Genomic DNA, 17,761 nt, shown 5'->3' with positions numbered 1-17,761 from the left:
CCCCTGAGCACCGGTCTCGCCCTGAGAGCCTTGAAAACCCTGAACCCCCTGAGCGCCTACATCACCCTGGGCACCCTGGGCACCTTGAGCACCCGTGTCGCCCTGCGCACCTTGAACGCCCTGCGGCCCCTGAGCGCCGGTCTCGCCCTGGCTCCCCTGAAAGCCCTGGGCCCCCTGAGCACCCGCGTCGCCTTGAGCACCCTGAACTCCCTGGGCACCCTGGGCACCCGTGTCGCCCTGCGCACCTTGAACGCCCTGCGGCCCCTGAGCGCCGGTCTCGCCCTGGCTCCCCTGAAAGCCCTGGGCCCCCTGAGCACCCGCGTCGCCTTGAGCACCCTGAACTCCCTGGGCACCCTGGGCACCCGTGTCGCCCTGCGCACCTTGAACGCCCTGCGGCCCCTGAGCGCCGGTCTCGCCCTGGCTCCCCTGAAAGCCCTGGGCCCCCTGAGCGCCAGTGTCGCCCTGCGCACCCTGGGCACCTTGAGCACCTACGTCACCCTGCGTGCCCTGAAAACCCTGTGCCCCCTGAGACCCCTGAGCGCCCTGAGCGCCCGTGTCGCCCTGAGACCCCTGAGCGCCTTGAGCGCCCGTATCGCCCTGCGCGCCCTGGGCTCCAGACTCGCCCTGAGCGCCCTGGGTGCCTTGCGCACCGGTCTCGCCCTGGCTGCCCTGGAAGCCCTGGGCACCTTGAGCGCCGGTGTCGCCCCGCGCGCCTTGGGCGCCTGCGTCGCCTTGAACGCCCTGGAAACCTTGAGCGCCCCGGCTGCCTTGAGCGCCCGCGTCGCCCTGGGCACCCTGAGCGCCGGTGTCGCCCCGCGCGCCTTGGGCGCCTGCGTCGCCTTGAGGGCCTTGAGGGCCTTGACTGCCCTTGGAGCCATGCGGGTAGCCCCGCTTCGGCCGCTTGCCCCCGTCGTGCCCACCCCACGGGCCCTGCCAGCCCTGCGGCCCGTAGTCCGGTGGCCTGTCGGGGTCGGGCTTCCAGGAATCGTCAGGTCCGTCGCCGTCCCGGTGGACAGCCGACCAGTACGACGCCTGCCCGCCGAACTGGCCGAGCGGACCGGGCGTACCGATGTGCATGCCCAGAGGAGACGCTTTCGCCTCTTCAGGTTGCGCCGCGGCTGCGGGCCCACCCGTCATCCCGACTACCAGCAGGGCAGAACCCAGCCCTGAAGCGGCGGCGCGGCCATGCTTCAGCCCTCGCCGTAGCCGTCGGTTGTTGCTCACGATCCCTCCAGAGCCACCTCGGACGCACCCAGCTACCTACTGGTGATGTACGGTTGCCCGTCGACGACTTGTACCGTATTGGACGGATTCGTCCGCCGAGGTGTTTATGGCGGCATCTCGACGTTTTCAGGCGAAGGTGAGTCCTTCTTTCGATAAGGTGACGGGCTCCGGCATCCGCGTCCTCGGGTACGGCAGACCCGGGCTGACCCGAGGATGAGCCTCCGCCCCATGCGCGCGCAGGTCCAGCTGACACCGCCCGCGCCGGATCGCGGTCATCCCGGTGGCGACCACGCCGTACGCGCCGACGCACCACGCCGCCGCGGCCTCGCCCGGCGGAACCAGGCCCTCAGCGCGTGCGACGGCCAACTCCCGGCCCGCCGGTCAACGTCAAACCCGTACCCGGCATGCCCCAACGAACGCCGACCGAGGCCGATTCGCCTGGGGTCTTCGCACTCGTAGTGCTTTGTCACGTTTTGATGAAGGCTAGTACGGACAGCGGAGTCAGCCTCGTTGACACCACCAGGGACGAGGTTGGAGTGCACCGTCCTCGTGATGATCCAGCTGATCTCAAGAGCCCGCCGCCCGGCTCAGCTGATGACGAAGCACTACTAGGAGAACCTCAGATGCGGATCACCGAGACGGCGATTCCCGGGGCGTACGTCATAGACCTGGAGCCCCACGCGGACGACCGGGGTGCGTTCTTCGAACTGCTCCGCGCCGACCTGCTCGAACCCCACCTGGGGCACTCCTTCGTCGTGGGGCAGATCAACTATTCGGTCTCGCGCCGGAACACTCTGCGCGGTATCCACAGCACGGCCGTGCCGCCGGGACAGGAGAAGTTCGTCACCTGCCTGCGGGGTGGCATCCGCGACATCATCGTCGATCTGCGGATGGGCTCGCCGGCCTTCGGACGGTACGTGGTCACGGAACTCGTCGAGGATCGGGGACGGGCCCTCTACATCCCCGACGGCGTGGGCCACGCCTTCCACGTCCGCGCCGACGACACCTGCGTCTTGTACGCCGTGTCCACGCTCTTCGACCCCGCCGCCCAACTGGAGGTCGATCCTCTGGATCCGCAGCTCGCCCTGCCGTGGGAGCTGCCCGGGCCGCCGGTGATGTCGGAGAAGGACCGTGGCGCCCGCTCCCTGGCGGAGATGGCCGACTCGGGCCTGCTCCCCAAGTGGGAGTGACGAGCGGCACGACGGGCGTGCCGGTACGCACCGTACGGCGGGAACCCGCTTCCCGGAGCAGCGCGCACCGGTCGCCGGGGTGCCGTACCTCCTCGTCGCAGGGCTTGTGGAGGAGGGCGAGGAATGCGTGACCGTCCGTTCGTGGGAGTCGTCTTCTCCGCCGGGCCTGGATGCGGTCCGGTGCTGCCGGTCGTGCCTCTCGTCGGGGCGGCCCGAGCGGCCGGTCGCGACCTACCGAGCGCGACCACCGCCTCCGTCGCCGGAGCCGGAGCCGAGGGCCTGCTGTCGGCCCTGGACGTGCAGCACCTGCCCGGCAGACCCGTCCTCGCCGAGGCCGCCGCCGCGGCGCCCCGGGAGGTGGCGGCCCCGCCCGGTCCGGCGGCTGTGCCAGACCGCCCGCCCACGGCCGCTGCGGCGACCCGATGACCCGCTGGCTCGTCACCGGGGCCGGCGGCATGCTGGGGCGTGACATCGTCGAGGTGTTGCGGACCCGCCCGGGGGCGGTGGTCACCGCCGCCGGTCACGGCGAGCTCGACATCACCGACGCGGCGGCCGTCGCCCGGGCCGTCCCGGGGCACGACATCGTGGTCAACGCCGCCGCCTGGACCGATGTGGACGGCGCCGAGGCGGCGGAGGATCTCGCCACGGCGGTCAACGGCCACGCCGTGGGACACCTGGCCGGCGCCTGCGCCGACAACGGCGTGCACCTGGTCCACATATCCACCGACTACGTGCTGACGGGGGACGGGGACGCACCGCTGGACGAGGCGGCTCCGCCGGCACCCGTCAACGCGTACGGGCGCAGCAAACTCGCCGGCGAGCGGGCGGTGCGCGCCGTCCTGCCGCACACCGGTCACGTGGTACGCACGGCGTGGCTCTACGGCGAGCACGGCCCCAACTTCGTGGCCACCATGCTCCTGCTCGCGGCGAGCCGCCCCGACGTGCGGGTGGTGGCCGATCAGCACGGGCAGCCGACGTGGTCGGCGGCGCTCGCCGAGGGGATCGTCGACCTCGGCGGCGCCGCCCGTGCCGGCCGGCTCGCCGCCGGGATCTACCACGGCGTCGCCGGAGGGCGCACCACCTGGTACGGCCTGGCGCGCGCCGTGTACGAGGAATGCGGTCTGGACCCGGACCGCGTCCGGCCGACCACCACCGACCGGTTCCCGCGTCCGGCGCGTCGGCCGGCATTCAGCGTGCTCGCCCGCCGACGGTGGGCGGAAGCCGGTCTCGAGCTGATGGACGACTGGCGCAGCCAACTGCGGGCCGCTCTGCGCCGCCCCGGCCTCGCCGAACTGGCCGAGGCCGCGAGAGCGGTCAAGGCCGGCGCGGCACCACCGGGCAGGGGCGTCGCGCCCGGTGCGAGGTCGAAGACACCCTCCACCGCGAAGATGGCCGCGAACTCGGGTGACGGTCCGCAACTCGGGTGAGCACCGCCTGTCGGCCTGAGCGTCCGAGCGTGAGCCGGGCGGAGAGACACCGGCCCGGCCGCCGTGGCACGTTCAGCGCAGTTCGCCGGCCAGAAGGCCCATCAGGTACGCGTCCATCCACACTCCGTCCCGGCGGAACGCCTGGCGGAGCCGTCCCTCGTCGACGAAACCGATCTTCTGGTAGACGTGGTGCGCGGCCTCGTTCCCGACCACCACGGTCAGCCAGATGCGGTGCAGACGCATCTTGTTGAAGCCGTACCGGCAGGCGGTCCGCATGGCGTCGGTGGCGTACCCCTGACCCCAGTAGTCCTTCTCACCGAGGTAGATGTCGAGCTCGGCGGTCCCCGTCTCCGGCTCCGCGCCGTGCAGCGCGATCAGGCCGATCAGCTTGCCGTCCTTTCGGCTCTCCACCCCGAAGAGCGTGTCACCGTACGAGTTCCGCGGCCGCTCGGCGAGCCTCTTCGCAACGGACTCCGGCGTCTGCGGATATCCCTCCCACATGTACCGCATGACTTCCGGATCATGGTTCCACCGCCACAGCGCGTCGGCGTCCCCCGGGCGCATCGCCCGCAGCTCCACCAGCTCACCCAACGCGTTCACAAGCCCTCCCCCGAAGATCGACAACAAATCTCGACCCCACCTCCCGTACGCCACGGTTCGGCACGTCCGCGAGGCGACGGCCACGTCCCGTGGAGATCCCGTGCCACACCACTGTCGCCCCCGGGCGCGGCGCGGCCCCAGGACGAGATCGCACCTGGAGAGCAGACCGGGCCCGCCTGCGGGCAGGATCCGCGATGATCGATCGAGGCGCCAGCGTATCGACCCTCGGGTCGTTCGTCGCGGGGATTTCCGAGTCACCAGGAAGCGCTCGTGGCCAGCGGCGGTTGGCTCGTCGAGGGCGACTACGCCGGCACCCTGCCCGTCCGGCGCGCCGCCGCGGGCACCGATCTCCTCGATCTGCCGCCGCACCTGCCTCCGGGGCGCCGGACGGCGCGGGCCCGGTCGGACCGTCGGGTGCGGTGGTGGTCGCGGCGGCCGGTGGAGCGTCCGGAGCCACCCGCCTGGACGGCTCGGGACGGTGGGTCGACGCGTCACCACGCGCACCCGCATCGATGCTGGTCGGGCCCGGTGCCGGGGAGCGGCGGGAACCACGGATCGCCCGGGAGATGGAAAGATGGCCGCTGATGGCGCCGGAACGGCGCCGCCACGGGGGATCGTCACAACCGGATAGACCACACCAGCCCGGCGCGCGCCGGGCTGGTCGTCGACCGGTCCGCTTCCTCGTGCCCATCAGCACCTCGACCGGCCTTGACCAGGGCGGTCACCCCTCAGGAGGAAGCATGCAGGAGAAGCGTTCGCCGCGTCGCGAACTGTTCCGGGCCGCGGCGGTCACCGCCGGTGCCGCCGTGGTGGCGCCCGCGCTGGGTGGCGTCACGCCCGCCCAGGCCGCCGCGCTCGCCACCACCGGCGCGATCCCCTGGGTCGGTCCGGCGGGCTCCGGTGCCACTTTCGAGGTGAACGAGACCCTGGGCGCCCAGGCGGCCATCAACGCGGCGCTGGGCACGAGCAGCCGGCGGGCCGTCTATGTCGCCCCCGGCAGCTACGACCTCAAGGCCCCGGTAGTGCTCGGTGACAAGCAGGCCCTGATCGGCGCCGGCCCGCTGGTCACGATGCTGACCGCAGCCTCAGGTTTCAGCGGGGCGGCCCTGGTCGTCAACCCGTGGTCCGGCGCCCAGGCCGGCGCGACCCGGCAGTGCGTGACCGACATCGGGCTGGACGGGGCGAACCGGGTGGCCAACGGGGTCAACCTCCAGATGAACGCCGAGCCGGCCTCATTCGGGCCGGACCCGGCGCCGTGGCTGACCCGGGTCTTCGTCACCCGGACCACCGGCGACGGTCTCTTCCTCGGCGGCACGTACGCGGGTGGGCAGCGAGAGTTCAAGATCACCGACTGTCGGGTCGAGAAGGTGGGCGGCTGGGCCTACAACTTCCAGGCGTCGGACGGCTTCGTCAGCGGATGCTCGGCCCAGGGCTGCGCGGGCGGCGGCTACCTCCTCGGGGGCGGCAACATCAAGATGTGGGGCAGCAAGGCGTACGGCATCGGCACCGCGGCAACCTCCGCCCCCGCCTTCCGGATCGACTCCGCACGCGCGACCGTCGTGGGCTGCGAAGCCCAGGACACCATCGGCAACGGCTTCGAGATCCGCGCCGCTAACGTCACGCTCTCCGGCTGCACCGCCGACTCGACCGGGCGCGGCAGCACCGGCGAAGACTCGGAGTCGGCGGGTTTCTACGTGGCCGCGTCCGCGGTGAGCATCGAGGGCGGCTCGTTCCAGCGGTCCGGCGGTGGTGCGAGGTGGATCGTCAGCAACGAGCCGGGCATGCGGTGCGCCCTTTTCCTGGCCCCAGGCAGCAGTTACCTCTCCGTCCGACTGGTCACCGGGGCGGGCCGGCCCACCCCCTTCCAGCGGCTGATCTCCGGCACGGTCGGTGCCAACTCTTCGGTGTCGGTCCTCGGCTGACCGTGGCTGCGGGGGCTCGCCGGGCCAGGCCTCCGGGGGCCGGGTCGACCGACGAAGCAACCCCGCTTGAACTGGTGAGTTGCGCAGAGGTACGGCGAAGGGCCGACCGATCGGGTCGGCCCTTCAGCCGACGAGGTACTTGCCGAAGCTGCCCCGGTCGGACCGCCGAGCGTGCCCAGCTGGTCGCGCCGGGACTCGAGGGTGTCGCGGCCGTCCGGGCCGCCGTACATCACGTAGATCCGGTTCTGCTTCGGGTGACCGATCGCGACTTCGGCGTAACCCTCCTGGTTGAGGTCACCATGGCCGGCCACGCCTGGCTGTCCGCGGCCCGATCCCTTCGCAGAAGGGGAACCAGCCTCGCCGACGGCATGATGATCGGCTACAGGGCACCGGAGATCCGATGACTGCTCACCGCACTCGTCGTGCGATCAACCCCCTCGCCAGAAATTCAACGCCCGCAACCGCCAGGGATGTTGAACCAACATCGGTGTCATTCGATCTTGGCCCGCACCGGGCAAGAACCAGCGGTGTGCGCCGCGCGTCCACGAGCCTGCGTCCAGTCCTGCAACGCCAGAGCGGTCCAACGGCTCCTGAGCACCCACCGAGCGACCACCCACCAACGGCGTACGCGAAAAGGCCCTGACCCGGTGTGAACCACCAGGCCAGAGCCTTTATTGCTGGTGCGCCGCCAGGGACTCGAACCCCGAACCCGCGGATTAAGAGTCCGCTGCTCTGCCAGTTGAGCTAGCGGCGCTCGTTGGCAACGGGGAGAACACTAGCACGCCCTCTGAACGGGTTTCCAATCCGATCCCCGGCTCCCCCCTTCGGTCGAGCTTAACGGGCATCGGGGGGCAAAACCGCCGGGTGGAGGACGACGGGGCGGGGGATCCGCCGGCCATGCGGCACGATGTGCGCCAGGTACGCGAGAACAGAGGTGGGGATGGGCATGTTCGCGCGGGCCGGGGCGATGGTGGGTGCCCTCGGCCTGGTGGCGTCGCTGGCCTTGACGGGCTGCGGCGCGGAGCAGAAGAAGGCGGAGTTCGTCGGCGCCACCGCGCCGGCCACGTCCACGTCGCCGGGTCCGGCGGTCGAGTCCGGTTCCCCCGCCGCGCCGAGCGGTCCGCCGCTGACGGTGAGCCCGGCGGACGGGGCCAAGAACAGGCCGGTCAGCGCCGAGATCAGCGCCGTGCTGCCCGGCGGCGCGAAGGTGTCGGCCGTGACGCTGGCCACGGCGAGCGGCAGCCGGGTCGAGGGGCGGCTGCGTGCCGACGGCTCCTCCTGGGTGCCGTCGAAGCCGCTGAAGTACGGCACCCGCTACACCGCCACGGTCAGCGCCACCGGCGCCGACGGCTCGACCAGCCAGGGCACCAGCAGCTTCACGACGATGGCGAAGCCCAGGTCGATGATCAGCTCCGGCCTCTACCTCTTCGACGACCGGACGTACGGGGTGGCGATGCCGGTGGTCACCGAGTTCCATCCGGGGATTCCGAAGAAGGACCGGGCCGCGGTGCAGAGGCGGATGTTCGTGCAGACCGACCCGCCGCAGCCGGGCGCCTGGCACTGGGTGGCGAACGGCACCCAGGCCTACTACCGCGCGCCGGAGTACTGGAAGCCCGGCACCACGCTCACCGTCCGGATCGCGCTGGCCGGCATCCCGCTCAGCAACGGCCGGCACGGCAACGTCGACCGGTCGGCCACCGCGAAGATCGGCCGGGCCTTCGAGATGCAGGTGGACAACGCCACAAAGAAGATGACGGTGTACGAGGACGGCCAGGTCGTCCGCACCGTGCCGGTGAGCCTGGGCAAGAAGAAGACCCCCTCCTCCAGCGGCACGATGGTGGTGATGGAGAAGATGGAGTCCACGGTCTTCGACACCCGCGACGATCCGGATCCGGCGAACCGCTACGTCACGGAGATCGACTTCGCCCAGCGGCTGACCTGGGGCGGCGAGTACATCCACGCCGCGCCCTGGTCGGAGGGGCAGCAGGGCCGGGTGAATGTCTCACACGGCTGCGTCAACGTCTCCACGGCGAACGCGAGATGGCTGTTCGGGAAGACCAAGATCGGCGACCCGATCACGATCAAGGGCACCGAGCGCAAGCTGGCCCCCGGCAACGGTTGGACGGCGTGGAGCCAGAGCTGGTCCGAGTTCGTCAAGGGCAGCGCCGTGCCCGTACCCGAGGGCGGCGAGACCCCGACCTTCTGACCCGGCCCCTGCCTACGATCGCCGACCGGTCCGCACCCGCGCGGGCCGGTCGGCGCCGTCGCGGGGTCCGGACGGTCCCCGCACCACCCGCGCACCGCCCGCGCCTCCGCCGCCGATGCCTCCGCCGTCAGCCGGCGGCGTCGGCACCGCCCGCGCCCCTGCACCGCCCGCGCCCCTGCGGCGCCCGCCCGCCGCGGCCGCCTCCGCCGCCCGCCAGCGGCTCCGGAAGCGCCCTCTCCCGGCCGCCGCTTCTATCAGCATCCGGACATCTCGTACGGAGTGTTTCGGTTCACCTTCCGGAACGGGTATCTGTCCGCGTGCGTCAGTGAGGGACGATGGGCAACCGGGGAACACGACTGTGAGGAAATCATGCGAGCTGTCCAGGACCAGCTGATCCGGCGCGGGGGCGAGCGGCGGGGTGGCCGACGCCGCGGGTTCGCGGCGGCGGTGCTCGCCGTGACGCTCGTGCTGGCCTCCGCCTGCACCGACGGCGGCGGCGGGGGCAAGCCGTCGGGCTGGCAGAACGGCGACGACCAGCCCGCCGCACCGAAGGCGGCGGCCACGATCGTCCAGCCCGCGCCCGACGCGAAGGACGTGCCCGCCTCGACCGGCATCGCCTTCACCACGAAGGACGCCCAGGAGACCACCGTCGAGCTGAAGGACTCCGCCGGAAAGGCCGTCGAGGGCACGCTCGCCGCCGACGGCAGGAACTGGCTGCCCGCCGGCGCGCTGGAGTACGGCGAGACGTACACCGCGACGGTGACCGCGACCGGCGACGACGGCCGGCCGGCCACGACGAGCAGCACCTTCACCACCATGGCGAAGCCCGACAAGCAGGTCCGGGTCACCAGCTTCCTCGGTGACGGCCAGGTCGTCGGCGTCGGCATGCCGCTGATCGTCAAGTTCGGCCGGGCGATCGCCGAGGACTACCGCGACGACGTGCAGAGCCGAATGACGGTCACCTCCTCGCCGGCGCAGGAGGGGATCTGGCACTGGGTCAGCCCGACCGAGGTCCGCTACCGCCCGAAGGAGTTCTGGCAGGCGAACAGCAAGGTCTCGTACCGGGTCCAGGCCGGCGGCCTGCCGCTCGGCGACGGCTGGTACGGCCGGGCGGACCTCACCGTCGACGTCAAGGTCGGCCCGGCGGTGGTCATGACGGTGGACAACAAGACCAAGCGGATGACCGTCACCAGGGACGGCTCCGTGGTCAAGACCATCCCGGTCAGCCTCGGCAAGAAGAGCACCCCGTCCTCCAGCGGAACGATGGTGGTGATCGAGAAGCTGCGCAAGACGGTCTTCGACACCTTCGAGGAGTTGGGCCCCGAGGAGGGCTACCGCACGAAGATCGACTACGCCCAGCGGCTGACCTGGGGCGGCGAGTTCATCCACGCCGCGCCCTGGTCGGAGGGGCAGCAGGGCCGGGTGAACGTCTCGCACGGCTGCGTCAACGTCTCCATGGCCAACGGGGCGTGGCTGTTCGCCAACACCCGCGTCGGCGATCCGATCACGGTCAAGGGCACCGAGCGCAGGCTCCAGAACGGCAACGGCTGGACCGACTGGAACATGAGCTGGGAGCAGTACGTCAAGGGCAGCGCGCTGCCGTACGAGCCGCCGTCCGATACCGCCCCGGAGGAGAGCGGCGAGCCCGCCGCCACCCCGACGCCCTGAGCCGGAAACGCCGAAGGCCCCCTCCGCGCGGAGGGGGCCTTCGGTCTCCGGGTGACTGATGGGAATTGAACCCACGACAACCGGGACCACAACCCGGTGCTCTGCCAACTGAGCTACAGCCACCATGCCGTTCACACCCGATGGATCCGTTCACACCCGATGGATCCGCGCCCGGTCGATCGCCCCGGGCTGGGTGCGGATCAATAATAGCCCCACCCCCGCCCGCCGCGTCCAGCGGGTTCAGTCGGGCGCCTCAGAGTTCGGCGGCGATCGCCTTGGCGGTCTCCACGTCCGGGCCCGGCAGTGGCACGAAGACGGTCCGCCGGTAGTACTCCAGCTCCCGGATGCTCTCGCGGATGTCGGCAAGGGCCCGGTGCGCGAGCCCCTTCTGCGGCTGGCCGAAGTACACCCGGGGGTACCAGCGGCGGCACAGTTCCTTGATCGACGAGACGTCGATCATCCGGTAGTGCAGGTGGGCGTCGAGGCGGGGCATGTCCCGGGTGATGAAGCCCCGGTCGGTGGCGATCGAGTTGCCGCACAGCGGGGCGGTACGGGGATCCTTCACGTGGCTGGCCACGTACTCCAGGACCATCTGCTCGGCCTCGGCGAGGGTCACCGTCGAGCGCCGGACCTCCTCGGTCAGGCCGGACTTGGCGTGCATGGTCGCCACGATCTCCGGCATCGCCTCCAGCGCCGCGTCGTCGGCGTGGATCACCACGTCGACGCCCTCCCCGAGCACGTTGAGATCGGGATCGGTGACGAGCGCGGCGACCTCGATCAGCTTGTCGCTGCCGAGGTCCAACCCGGTCATCTCACAGTCGATCCAGACGAGAAGATCAGCCACCGGCACAGCCTACGCGCAGCCCACCGGCCGCGCGCCCGCGCACCGAGGCGCGAGGTGACCGCTAGGGTTTCCCCGTGCCAGCCGAACCCGCCGCACTGCCCGCCGTCACCGACGACGCTCCCGGTGGCCGTACGGTCCGCCGGCTCGTGGCCGTGCTGGCGCTGGCCGCGGTGCTTCCGGCGCTCTACCTGCCCGGCCTGGTGCACGACTTCTTCGACCTGAAGATCTACATGCGGGCGATGGACTGGTGGGCGGCCGGCCACCCGCTCTACGACTACGTCCAGCCCGACCGGGTGCAGGGCGAGCTCTACTTCACCTACCCACCGTTCAGCGCGCTGCTGCTGCGCCCGTTCGCGCTGTTGCCGCTGGGCGTCACCGTGACGATCTTCACGGTCCTGACCGGACTGGCGGTGGTGGTCACGACCCGGTGGCTGCTCGCCCCGGTGATCGCCCGGCACGACCTGCCCCGTGTGTTCAGCCTCACCGTGGCCGTGCTGCTCGTACTGGCCGTCGAGAGCACCCGCGAGACGATCACCTTCGGTCAGATCAACATGCTGCTGGTCGTGCTGATCCTGGCGGACCTGCTCTTCGCCGTACCCCGGTCCGGTCGCTGGGCCGGCGTGGGCGTCGGGCTGGCGACGGCGCTCAAGCTCTTCCCGGGCATCTTCATCGTCTACCTGCTGGTCACCCGCCGGTGGCGGGCGGCGGCGGTGGCGAGCGGGACGGCCGCCGCCGCGACCCTGCTCGCCGCGGCGGTCGCGCCGCGCGACTCCTGGCGGTTCTGGACCCACGAGCTGTGGGCGACCGACCGGGTCGGCCGCACCGACTACACCGGCAACCAGTCGCTCTTCGGCCTGCTCAGCCGGATCACCGCGCCGGAGAAGCCGGGCCAGCTGCTCTGGCTGCTGCTGGTGGCGGTCGTCGCCGGGTACGGGCTGTGGCGCGCCGCGCGGGCCGCCCGCGCCGGGGACCCGCTCGCGGGGCTCGCCCTCACCGGGCTGGTCGGCGCGCTGGTCAGCCCCATCACGTGGACCCACCACATCTACTGGTTCATCCCGGCGGTCGTGGTGCTGGCGGACGCCGCGCTGAGCGTCGACCCCGCCACGGGTGAGGGAGTCCGTCGGCGTCGCCGGCTGGCCGCGCTCGCCGTCGGCACGTCGGTCCTCATCGTGTACGGGGTGGTGACCTTCTACGACTGGGGGGTCGCCCCGGCGCGTACCGACTCGCCGGGCGAGTTCCTGGTGCGCAACACGTACGTGCTGCTGAGCCTCCTGCTGCTGGTCGGCCTGCCCGTGCGGCGCCAGGGCGACAGGTCGCGACAACTGGACAGTCTTCCCAAGTAGCCCTCTTCGTCGCTAACCTGGTCACAACTACCTCTGACGCCTCTCGGGTAGCACCGATCCCCCGGTGAGGACGGCCCTCCGCGTCGGCAGCGCGGAGGGCCGTCCGCCGTCGCGGCCACGCTCCGGACCGGCCCCGCCCCGCCGATCGGTCCTGCCCCGCCGATCGGTCCGAGGAGCCGGGCGGCCCCTGATCAGTCCGAGGAGCCGGGCGGCCGCCGTTCCGCGCGTGGCGCGGCCGGGCGGAGGTGACCCTCGGCCGGGACCGGGCCGGCCGGGCGCCCGCCCTCGGCCCCGGCGACGCCGTCCCCGCGATCGTCGGCCGGGCACTCGACCCCGGAGACGCCGTCCCCGGGACCGCTCACCCCGGGCGCGACGGGCGGCCAGGCCAGGGTGAGGTTCACCTCGGGCAGCCGGATCGCCGGGCCGCCCTCGGCGAGGTCGGCGAGCGTCTCGGGACGCCGCGCTGGCACGGGCCCGATCGCGGTACGGGCCGCCACGGGAGCCGCGCCCACCGAGGCGAGCTGGCGTCCGACCAGGCGGGAGCGGTCGTCGTCCCGGGTCGGCTGGGCGCCGAGGCCGCTGAGCGAGGTCACCCCGAGGCGGCCGGCGAGGACCGGCACCTGGTCGGGCTCGACCACGAAGACCACCTCGCGGGGTCGCACCGGGCGCAGCAGGAGCAGGGCCGTCGCCGCTGCCAGGACCGCGGCGGCCAGGAGGCCCACGCCCGCCGGGGCGGCCCAGCCGGCGGGCAGACCCGCCCGCAGCTCCAGGGCGAGGTCGGCGCGCCCGTCGGGCCGCATCACCACCAGGCTCAGCCGCCGGTCGGCCAGCTCCGCGGGCGACCACTCCACCGCGCCGATCCCCTCGCGTACCCAGAAGGGCCGGCCGATCGGCCCGGCGGGCGGGGCCGCGGCGGCGGACGGCGCCGCACCGGCGGGCTCCAGCCGGACCGGCAGCGGTCCCCGGGCCAGCGCCACCCGGCGCACCTCGGCGTGCGGGACCGGGTCGAGCCAGCGCCGCACCTCGTCGGCCGGGGCCAGCCCGACGAAGGCCGGGCCGTCGGGGGTACGGGCCTCGAGCCGGAGCCGGGCCTGCCCGGCGCGGACGAACGGCGCCTCGGCCCGCAGCAGCTCGTCGACGTCCCGGACGACCACCGCGTGCCCCGAGGTGCGCACGGTCTCGAAGCGGGCGCTGAAGGCGCCGCCCGGGTCGGCCTGCCGGGCGAGCAGCGCGAGCCCTCCGCCGGCGAGCAGCGCCGTGATCCCGACGGTCAGCAGCAGCATGCCGACGAGCGTCCGCACGAACCGCATTCGCCTCGTCTCCCTCCGTGTCCGGATACCCGGCCGACCTTACCGACGCGGGGCGGCCGATCAGCGGATATCCACGGCACGGACCCGGAAAGCGGCCGGCCCGCCGGGTGCTCCGACGGGCCGGTGGGCGGGTGCGGGATCAGGCCTTCGGCGTCGGCTCCCGCCGCGTCCGCGCGAACGCGAGCCCGCCGAGCAGCAGCCCGCCGACGCCGGCGACCAGCCCGGCGACCGCGAGCCCGGTGGCGGGGCCGTCGCCCTCGCCCTCGTCGTCATCGTCGTCCGCGGGCGCCGCGGCGGCGGCGATGGGGCCGCCGGTGGGGCCGGCCGACGGCGCGGCCGCCGTGAGGGTGAGCACCGGGGCCGGGCTCTCCGGCTCCTCGCCGCCGGGGACGGGCTCCTCGATCCACCGCTGCACGTTGCCGTCCGAGTAGGTCTGGAGCGTCTTGAAGACCATCGTCTCGACCCGCGGCAGCGGCCCCATCGAGACCGGGAACTCCTGGAACTGGCCCGGCTTCACCGCCGCGTTGCCGGTGGCGGTCCAGGTGAGCTTGGCGACGACCTCGGTGAGCTGGCTGCCGTGCACCTCGATCGGCGGGTCGGCCTTGCGCTTCTCCACCGCCACCGTCCAGCCGGGCACGGGCATGGTCGACACGGAGCCGACCGGCGCGTTCTCCGGCAGCACCACCTCCAGCTTGGTGGTGGAGGCCGTGTCGCTCTCGTTCGGCACCCGGAAGGCGAACCGGCCGTAGCCGCCCTGCGTCGCCTCCTGCGGGTTGACCGTGACGTGGGCCGAGGCGGGCGCCGCGAAGCCGAGGACGGCGGTGGCGACGGCGCCGAGGGCCAGCGCGGCGGCGACGCCTGCGGTGCGCCGGTGACGGATCATGGTACGGGCCTTCCTGTCATCCGATCGGCACGGTGGCGGTCACCGTGGCCTGGTCGATGTCCGACGTGCGGACGGTGATGCGCAGCTGCCACTCCCCCGCCGCCGGGAGGTTGATCTCGCCGGTGGCGTGGTTGTCGGTCAGCGGCAGGAGCGGGACCTGGATCGCCTCGATCCCCGCCGACGGCAGGGCGACCGTGGCGCGCCACTCCACCACCGGCTGGGGACTGTTCTCCTTGGTGTACGCGTAGAAGTGCATGGTGTTGTTGCCTCGCTCGGCCGGGTCCATCTCGACCTGCACCGAGAAGTTCGGACTGGAGAGCGTCGCGTTGTAGTAGCCCTCGGAGGCGCCGGCCACGTCGGCGCCGGCGGTGCGGGCCGGGGTGGTCTGCACCAGGACGGCGGAGAGGCCGAGGACCACCGCCGTGATCGCCAGCTCGGCCCAGACCGCCCGTCGCATCGGCGTCGGCCGGCCGGCCGCGATACGTCGGCGCACCAGCTGCCGGGAGTACGCGGCCACCGCGATCACCAGCGCGAAGAGCCCGACCTTGGCGAGCACCAGCCGCCCGTAGGTGGTGTCGAACAGCGCCTTCGGGGTGGCCACCTCGATCAGCGCCTGGACGGTGCCGGCGAGCAGCAGCGCCGAGACGGAGAGCGCCGCCCAGCGCGACCAGATCGGCAGGATCGCGCCCAGTTCCCGCTCGTCGGCCCGGGGCAGCAGGAAGCCGGCGAGCATCACCAACCCGCCCAGCCAGACCGCCATGGAGCCCAGGTGGACCGCGTCGACGACGACCGAGACCGCCGGGGCGGGCGAGACCGCCGGGTGCCCGGCCAGCGGCCAGGTCACCAACGCGGCACCGCCGATGACGCCCAGGATGACCAGGTCGCTCCGCTCGACCGACCCCCCCAGCAGGGGCCGGAGCAGGAAGGCCGTCGCGAGCAGCAGGCCGAGCCGCACCAGGTGCGCGGCGCCGAACGAGGTGCCCAGCACCTCGCTCAGGCCCTCGCCCGTCACGTCGAACACGCCGCCGCCGGCGGTGTAGGGCACCTGGAGCCAGAGGTTCGACACGGTGGAGAACGCCACCAGGCCGAGCCCCACCCAGGCCAGGCGCCCGGCGCCGCGCCGGGACAGCCGCCGGGGCCAGAGCGCGGCGAGCACCAGCGCGGGGCCGACGAGCAGCAGCAGCCCCGCGTAGCCGAGGGACTTGACGACCTTGATCGCGTTGCCGACGACAGGGTCGGCGCGGCTGTCGTCCCCGCTGTCCACGGGGGGCGTCGAAGGCGCGCCGACCGAGTAGGTGAGCGCGCCCGAGACCGGGTGGCTGTCGGCGGAGATCACCCGGTAACTGACCAGGTAGGTGCCGCGGGCACCGGCCGGATCGACGGGGATGCTGACCACGCTGCCCTCGAAGGTGGGCTCGCCCCGGTCCGCGCGGGAGCCGTCCGGCGCGATCACCCGGATCTTGCCCGGCACCTTGCGCACGGACTCGCTGAAGGTCAGCACGACCTCGGACGGCCCGTTCGGCACCACCGTGGAGGAGGCGGGGCTGCTGCTCACCATCACGGCGTGGGCGCTGGCGGGGCCGGCGGGAGCGATCAGCAGGGCGACGACGGTGACCAGCAGGCCGGCGGTGGCGATCAGCCGGGCGATCCGGCGGCGGTTGGCGACACTCATGCCGGCAATGCTTCCGGACGCGAACCGCCCGGCGCGAGTCCGGCCGTGCCGAGCCCCGCCGGAGCCCGCCCAGGTCGCGCCGTCGCGGCCGGGCCGCGTCGGGCCCGGGTGGCCGACGCGACGTCAACCATGGCGGGCCAGCAGCGTGATCGGGGCCTCGCGGTGCGGGTCGTCGCTGACCCGCCCCAGCGCCCAGAGCAGACCCGCCTGCGCCACCGCGGCCAGGTGGCCGACCTCGTGCACCAGGGCGGTGGTCGAGTTGGCGATGTCCACCGCGCTGGTGCCGGCCAGGCAGACCGCCAGCACCAGGGCCACCGGCACGAACGCCCGGGCCCGCTCGGGCCGCCAGGCGGCCAGCGCGAAGCCGACGGCCAACGCCACGTCGAAGGAGGCCATCTCGCGGCTGGTGTGCGGGTCGAGGGTCACGCCGAGCCCGGCGAGCAGCACCGGCAGGGCGATCGTCAGCTGGGCGACCGCGGCCGCCGCGACCGCCACCCGCAACACCTGGCAGCGGGCCGCCCGGGTCGCGGTACGCACGCGCCCGGGCGCCAGCGAGTCGGCGGCCACCGCCGCCAGCACCGACGCGGTCAGGTCGGGCACCGCCACCGCCTGCACCCGGACCAGTCGGGTCACCTGCTCTGCCCGGGCCAGCCAGGCGCGGCAGGTGGGGCAGCTCTCCACGTGCGCGTCCAACACGGCCGACGCCGCCCACGCGTCCTCGCCGTCCAGCCGCGCAGACAGCGCCGCGCGTACGTCGTCGCATGTCATGAGGGGGTAGTCGGCCGCTCGGCCGGAATAGTTCCCGGCGTGGCGCAGGCCATGGAAGGGCCGAAGGGCCCCGCCCGGCTCCCGCGCGCCGCGTAACCTGGACTGTCGTGATCCCCGCTCCGCGCGAGACCCCCGCCGCCCGTCCGACCGGTGACGCGGGCGACGCCGCGCGGGATTCCGCGACCGAGTGGGCGTTGACGGCCCGCGACGGCGACCCCGTCGCCCAGGCCGCCTTCGTCCGGCTCACCCAGGCCGAGGTGTGGCGCTTCACCGCCGCGCTGGTCGATCCGGACAGCGCCGACGACCTGACCCAGGAGACCTATCTGCGGGCGTTCCGGGCGCTGCCGGCGTTCGAGGGGCGCTCCACCGCGCGCACCTGGCTGCTCGGCATCGCCCGCCGGGCGTGCGCCGACCACCTACGGACCGTCGTGCGTCGGCGCCGGCTCGGCGAGCGGCTCGCCGCCGACGCCTGGCACGACCGGGCGTATCCGGACCCGGCCGGCCAGCTCGGCGCCGCCGACCTGATCCGCCGGCTCCCCGCCGAACGCCGCTCCGCGTTCGTGCTCACCCAGCTGCTCGGCCTGTCGTACGCCGAGGCCGCCGCCGTGGAGGGGGTGCCGGTGGGCACCATCCGCTCCCGGGTGGCCCGGGCCCGCAACGACCTCGTCGAGGCGGTCGGCGACGCCCGCGCCGGATGACCGGGA

The 17,761-nt window shown here is 73.0% G+C and carries 14 protein-coding genes and 2 tRNA genes; 8 read left to right on the top strand and 8 right to left on the bottom strand.

Annotated features, from left to right (window positions below):
* Positions 1-30 precede the first annotated feature (30 nt).
* The 3 genes from V6V16_RS01895 (at position 31) to rfbD (ending at position 3,841) form a co-directional block, all read left to right on the top strand.
* On the top strand, positions 31-1,170 hold the full coding sequence (locus V6V16_RS01895; RefSeq protein WP_334558911.1) for a hypothetical protein: 1,140 nt from the start codon (positions 31-33) through the stop codon (positions 1,168-1,170).
* A gap of 677 nt (positions 1,171-1,847) precedes the next feature.
* Positions 1,848-2,414: a dTDP-4-dehydrorhamnose 3,5-epimerase family protein gene (locus tag V6V16_RS01890; RefSeq protein ID WP_334558910.1), complete on the top strand. Its 567-nt coding sequence runs from the start codon at positions 1,848-1,850 to the stop codon at positions 2,412-2,414.
* Between the two features lie 422 nt (positions 2,415-2,836).
* Positions 2,837-3,841 (top strand): dTDP-4-dehydrorhamnose reductase, encoded by a 1,005-nt coding sequence (gene rfbD, locus V6V16_RS01885; protein WP_334558908.1) that lies wholly within the window; start codon positions 2,837-2,839, stop codon positions 3,839-3,841.
* 72 nt (positions 3,842-3,913) lie between these two features.
* Here the strand turns inward: rfbD and V6V16_RS01880 are convergent, their stop codons facing one another.
* Positions 3,914-4,441 carry a GNAT family N-acetyltransferase gene (locus tag V6V16_RS01880; RefSeq protein ID WP_334558906.1) on the bottom strand — a complete coding sequence of 176 codons (528 nt, stop codon included), beginning with the start codon at positions 4,439-4,441 and terminating at the stop codon, positions 3,914-3,916.
* A 740-nt stretch (positions 4,442-5,181) separates the two neighbouring features.
* On the opposite strand from V6V16_RS01880, the gene V6V16_RS01875 reads away from it, so the two are divergent.
* A complete protein-coding gene (locus tag V6V16_RS01875; RefSeq protein WP_334558904.1) occupies positions 5,182-6,363 on the top strand; it encodes a right-handed parallel beta-helix repeat-containing protein in 1,182 nt (393 codons plus the stop codon).
* Between the two features lie 678 nt (positions 6,364-7,041).
* Here the strand turns inward: V6V16_RS01875 and V6V16_RS01870 are convergent.
* Positions 7,042-7,117: transfer RNA gene (locus tag V6V16_RS01870), tRNA-Lys, on the bottom strand.
* Between the two features lie 186 nt (positions 7,118-7,303).
* Here V6V16_RS01870 and V6V16_RS01865 point away from each other — a divergent pair.
* Positions 7,304-8,569 (top strand): L,D-transpeptidase, encoded by a 1,266-nt coding sequence (locus V6V16_RS01865; RefSeq protein ID WP_334558902.1) that lies wholly within the window; start codon positions 7,304-7,306, stop codon positions 8,567-8,569.
* 369 nt (positions 8,570-8,938) lie between these two features.
* Positions 8,939-10,237: a L,D-transpeptidase gene (locus V6V16_RS01860; protein ID WP_334558901.1), complete on the top strand. Its 1,299-nt coding sequence runs from the start codon at positions 8,939-8,941 to the stop codon at positions 10,235-10,237.
* A 50-nt stretch (positions 10,238-10,287) separates the two neighbouring features.
* Here V6V16_RS01860 and V6V16_RS01855 read toward each other — a convergent pair.
* Both V6V16_RS01855 and orn read right to left on the bottom strand, forming a co-directional pair.
* Positions 10,288-10,360 (bottom strand) — tRNA-His (locus tag V6V16_RS01855).
* A 130-nt stretch (positions 10,361-10,490) separates the two neighbouring features.
* Positions 10,491-11,087 (bottom strand): oligoribonuclease, encoded by a 597-nt coding sequence (gene orn / locus V6V16_RS01850; RefSeq protein WP_334558899.1) that lies wholly within the window; start codon positions 11,085-11,087, stop codon positions 10,491-10,493.
* A gap of 68 nt (positions 11,088-11,155) precedes the next feature.
* Here orn and V6V16_RS01845 point away from each other — a divergent pair, with 68 nt between their 5' ends.
* Entirely contained in the window at positions 11,156-12,424 is a 1,269-nt protein-coding gene (locus tag V6V16_RS01845; RefSeq protein ID WP_334558897.1) for a glycosyltransferase family 87 protein, read from the top strand.
* Between the two features lie 191 nt (positions 12,425-12,615).
* Here the strand turns inward: V6V16_RS01845 and V6V16_RS27820 are convergent, their stop codons facing one another.
* The 4 genes from V6V16_RS27820 to V6V16_RS01825 form a co-directional block, all read right to left on the bottom strand.
* Positions 12,616-13,734 carry a hypothetical protein gene (locus V6V16_RS27820; protein WP_442934005.1) on the bottom strand — a complete coding sequence of 373 codons (1,119 nt, stop codon included), beginning with the start codon at positions 13,732-13,734 and terminating at the stop codon, positions 12,616-12,618.
* Between the two features lie 139 nt (positions 13,735-13,873).
* Complete coding sequence (locus V6V16_RS01835) at positions 13,874-14,617, bottom strand: YcnI family copper-binding membrane protein (protein WP_334558896.1); 744 nt, start codon at positions 14,615-14,617, stop codon at positions 13,874-13,876.
* A 16-nt stretch (positions 14,618-14,633) separates the two neighbouring features.
* Positions 14,634-16,298 (bottom strand): copper resistance CopC/CopD family protein, encoded by a 1,665-nt coding sequence (locus V6V16_RS01830; RefSeq protein ID WP_334559002.1) that lies wholly within the window; start codon positions 16,296-16,298, stop codon positions 14,634-14,636.
* 114 nt (positions 16,299-16,412) lie between these two features.
* Positions 16,413-17,057, bottom strand: a complete 645-nt coding sequence (locus V6V16_RS01825; RefSeq protein ID WP_334558895.1) for a zf-HC2 domain-containing protein — start codon at positions 17,055-17,057, stop codon at positions 16,413-16,415.
* A gap of 107 nt (positions 17,058-17,164) precedes the next feature.
* Between V6V16_RS01825 and V6V16_RS01820 the strand changes: the two genes are divergently transcribed.
* Positions 17,165-17,755 (top strand): sigma-70 family RNA polymerase sigma factor, encoded by a 591-nt coding sequence (locus tag V6V16_RS01820; RefSeq protein ID WP_334558893.1) that lies wholly within the window; start codon positions 17,165-17,167, stop codon positions 17,753-17,755.
* Positions 17,756-17,761: the final 6 nt, after the last annotated feature.

This window comes from Micromonospora sp. CPCC 205561, from assembly GCF_036906775.1.
In the GTDB taxonomy this organism is placed as follows: domain Bacteria; phylum Actinomycetota; class Actinomycetes; order Mycobacteriales; family Micromonosporaceae; genus Micromonospora.
Note: the sequence above shows the minus strand (reverse complement) of the source record. Positions and strands in the feature narration are given on the sequence as shown.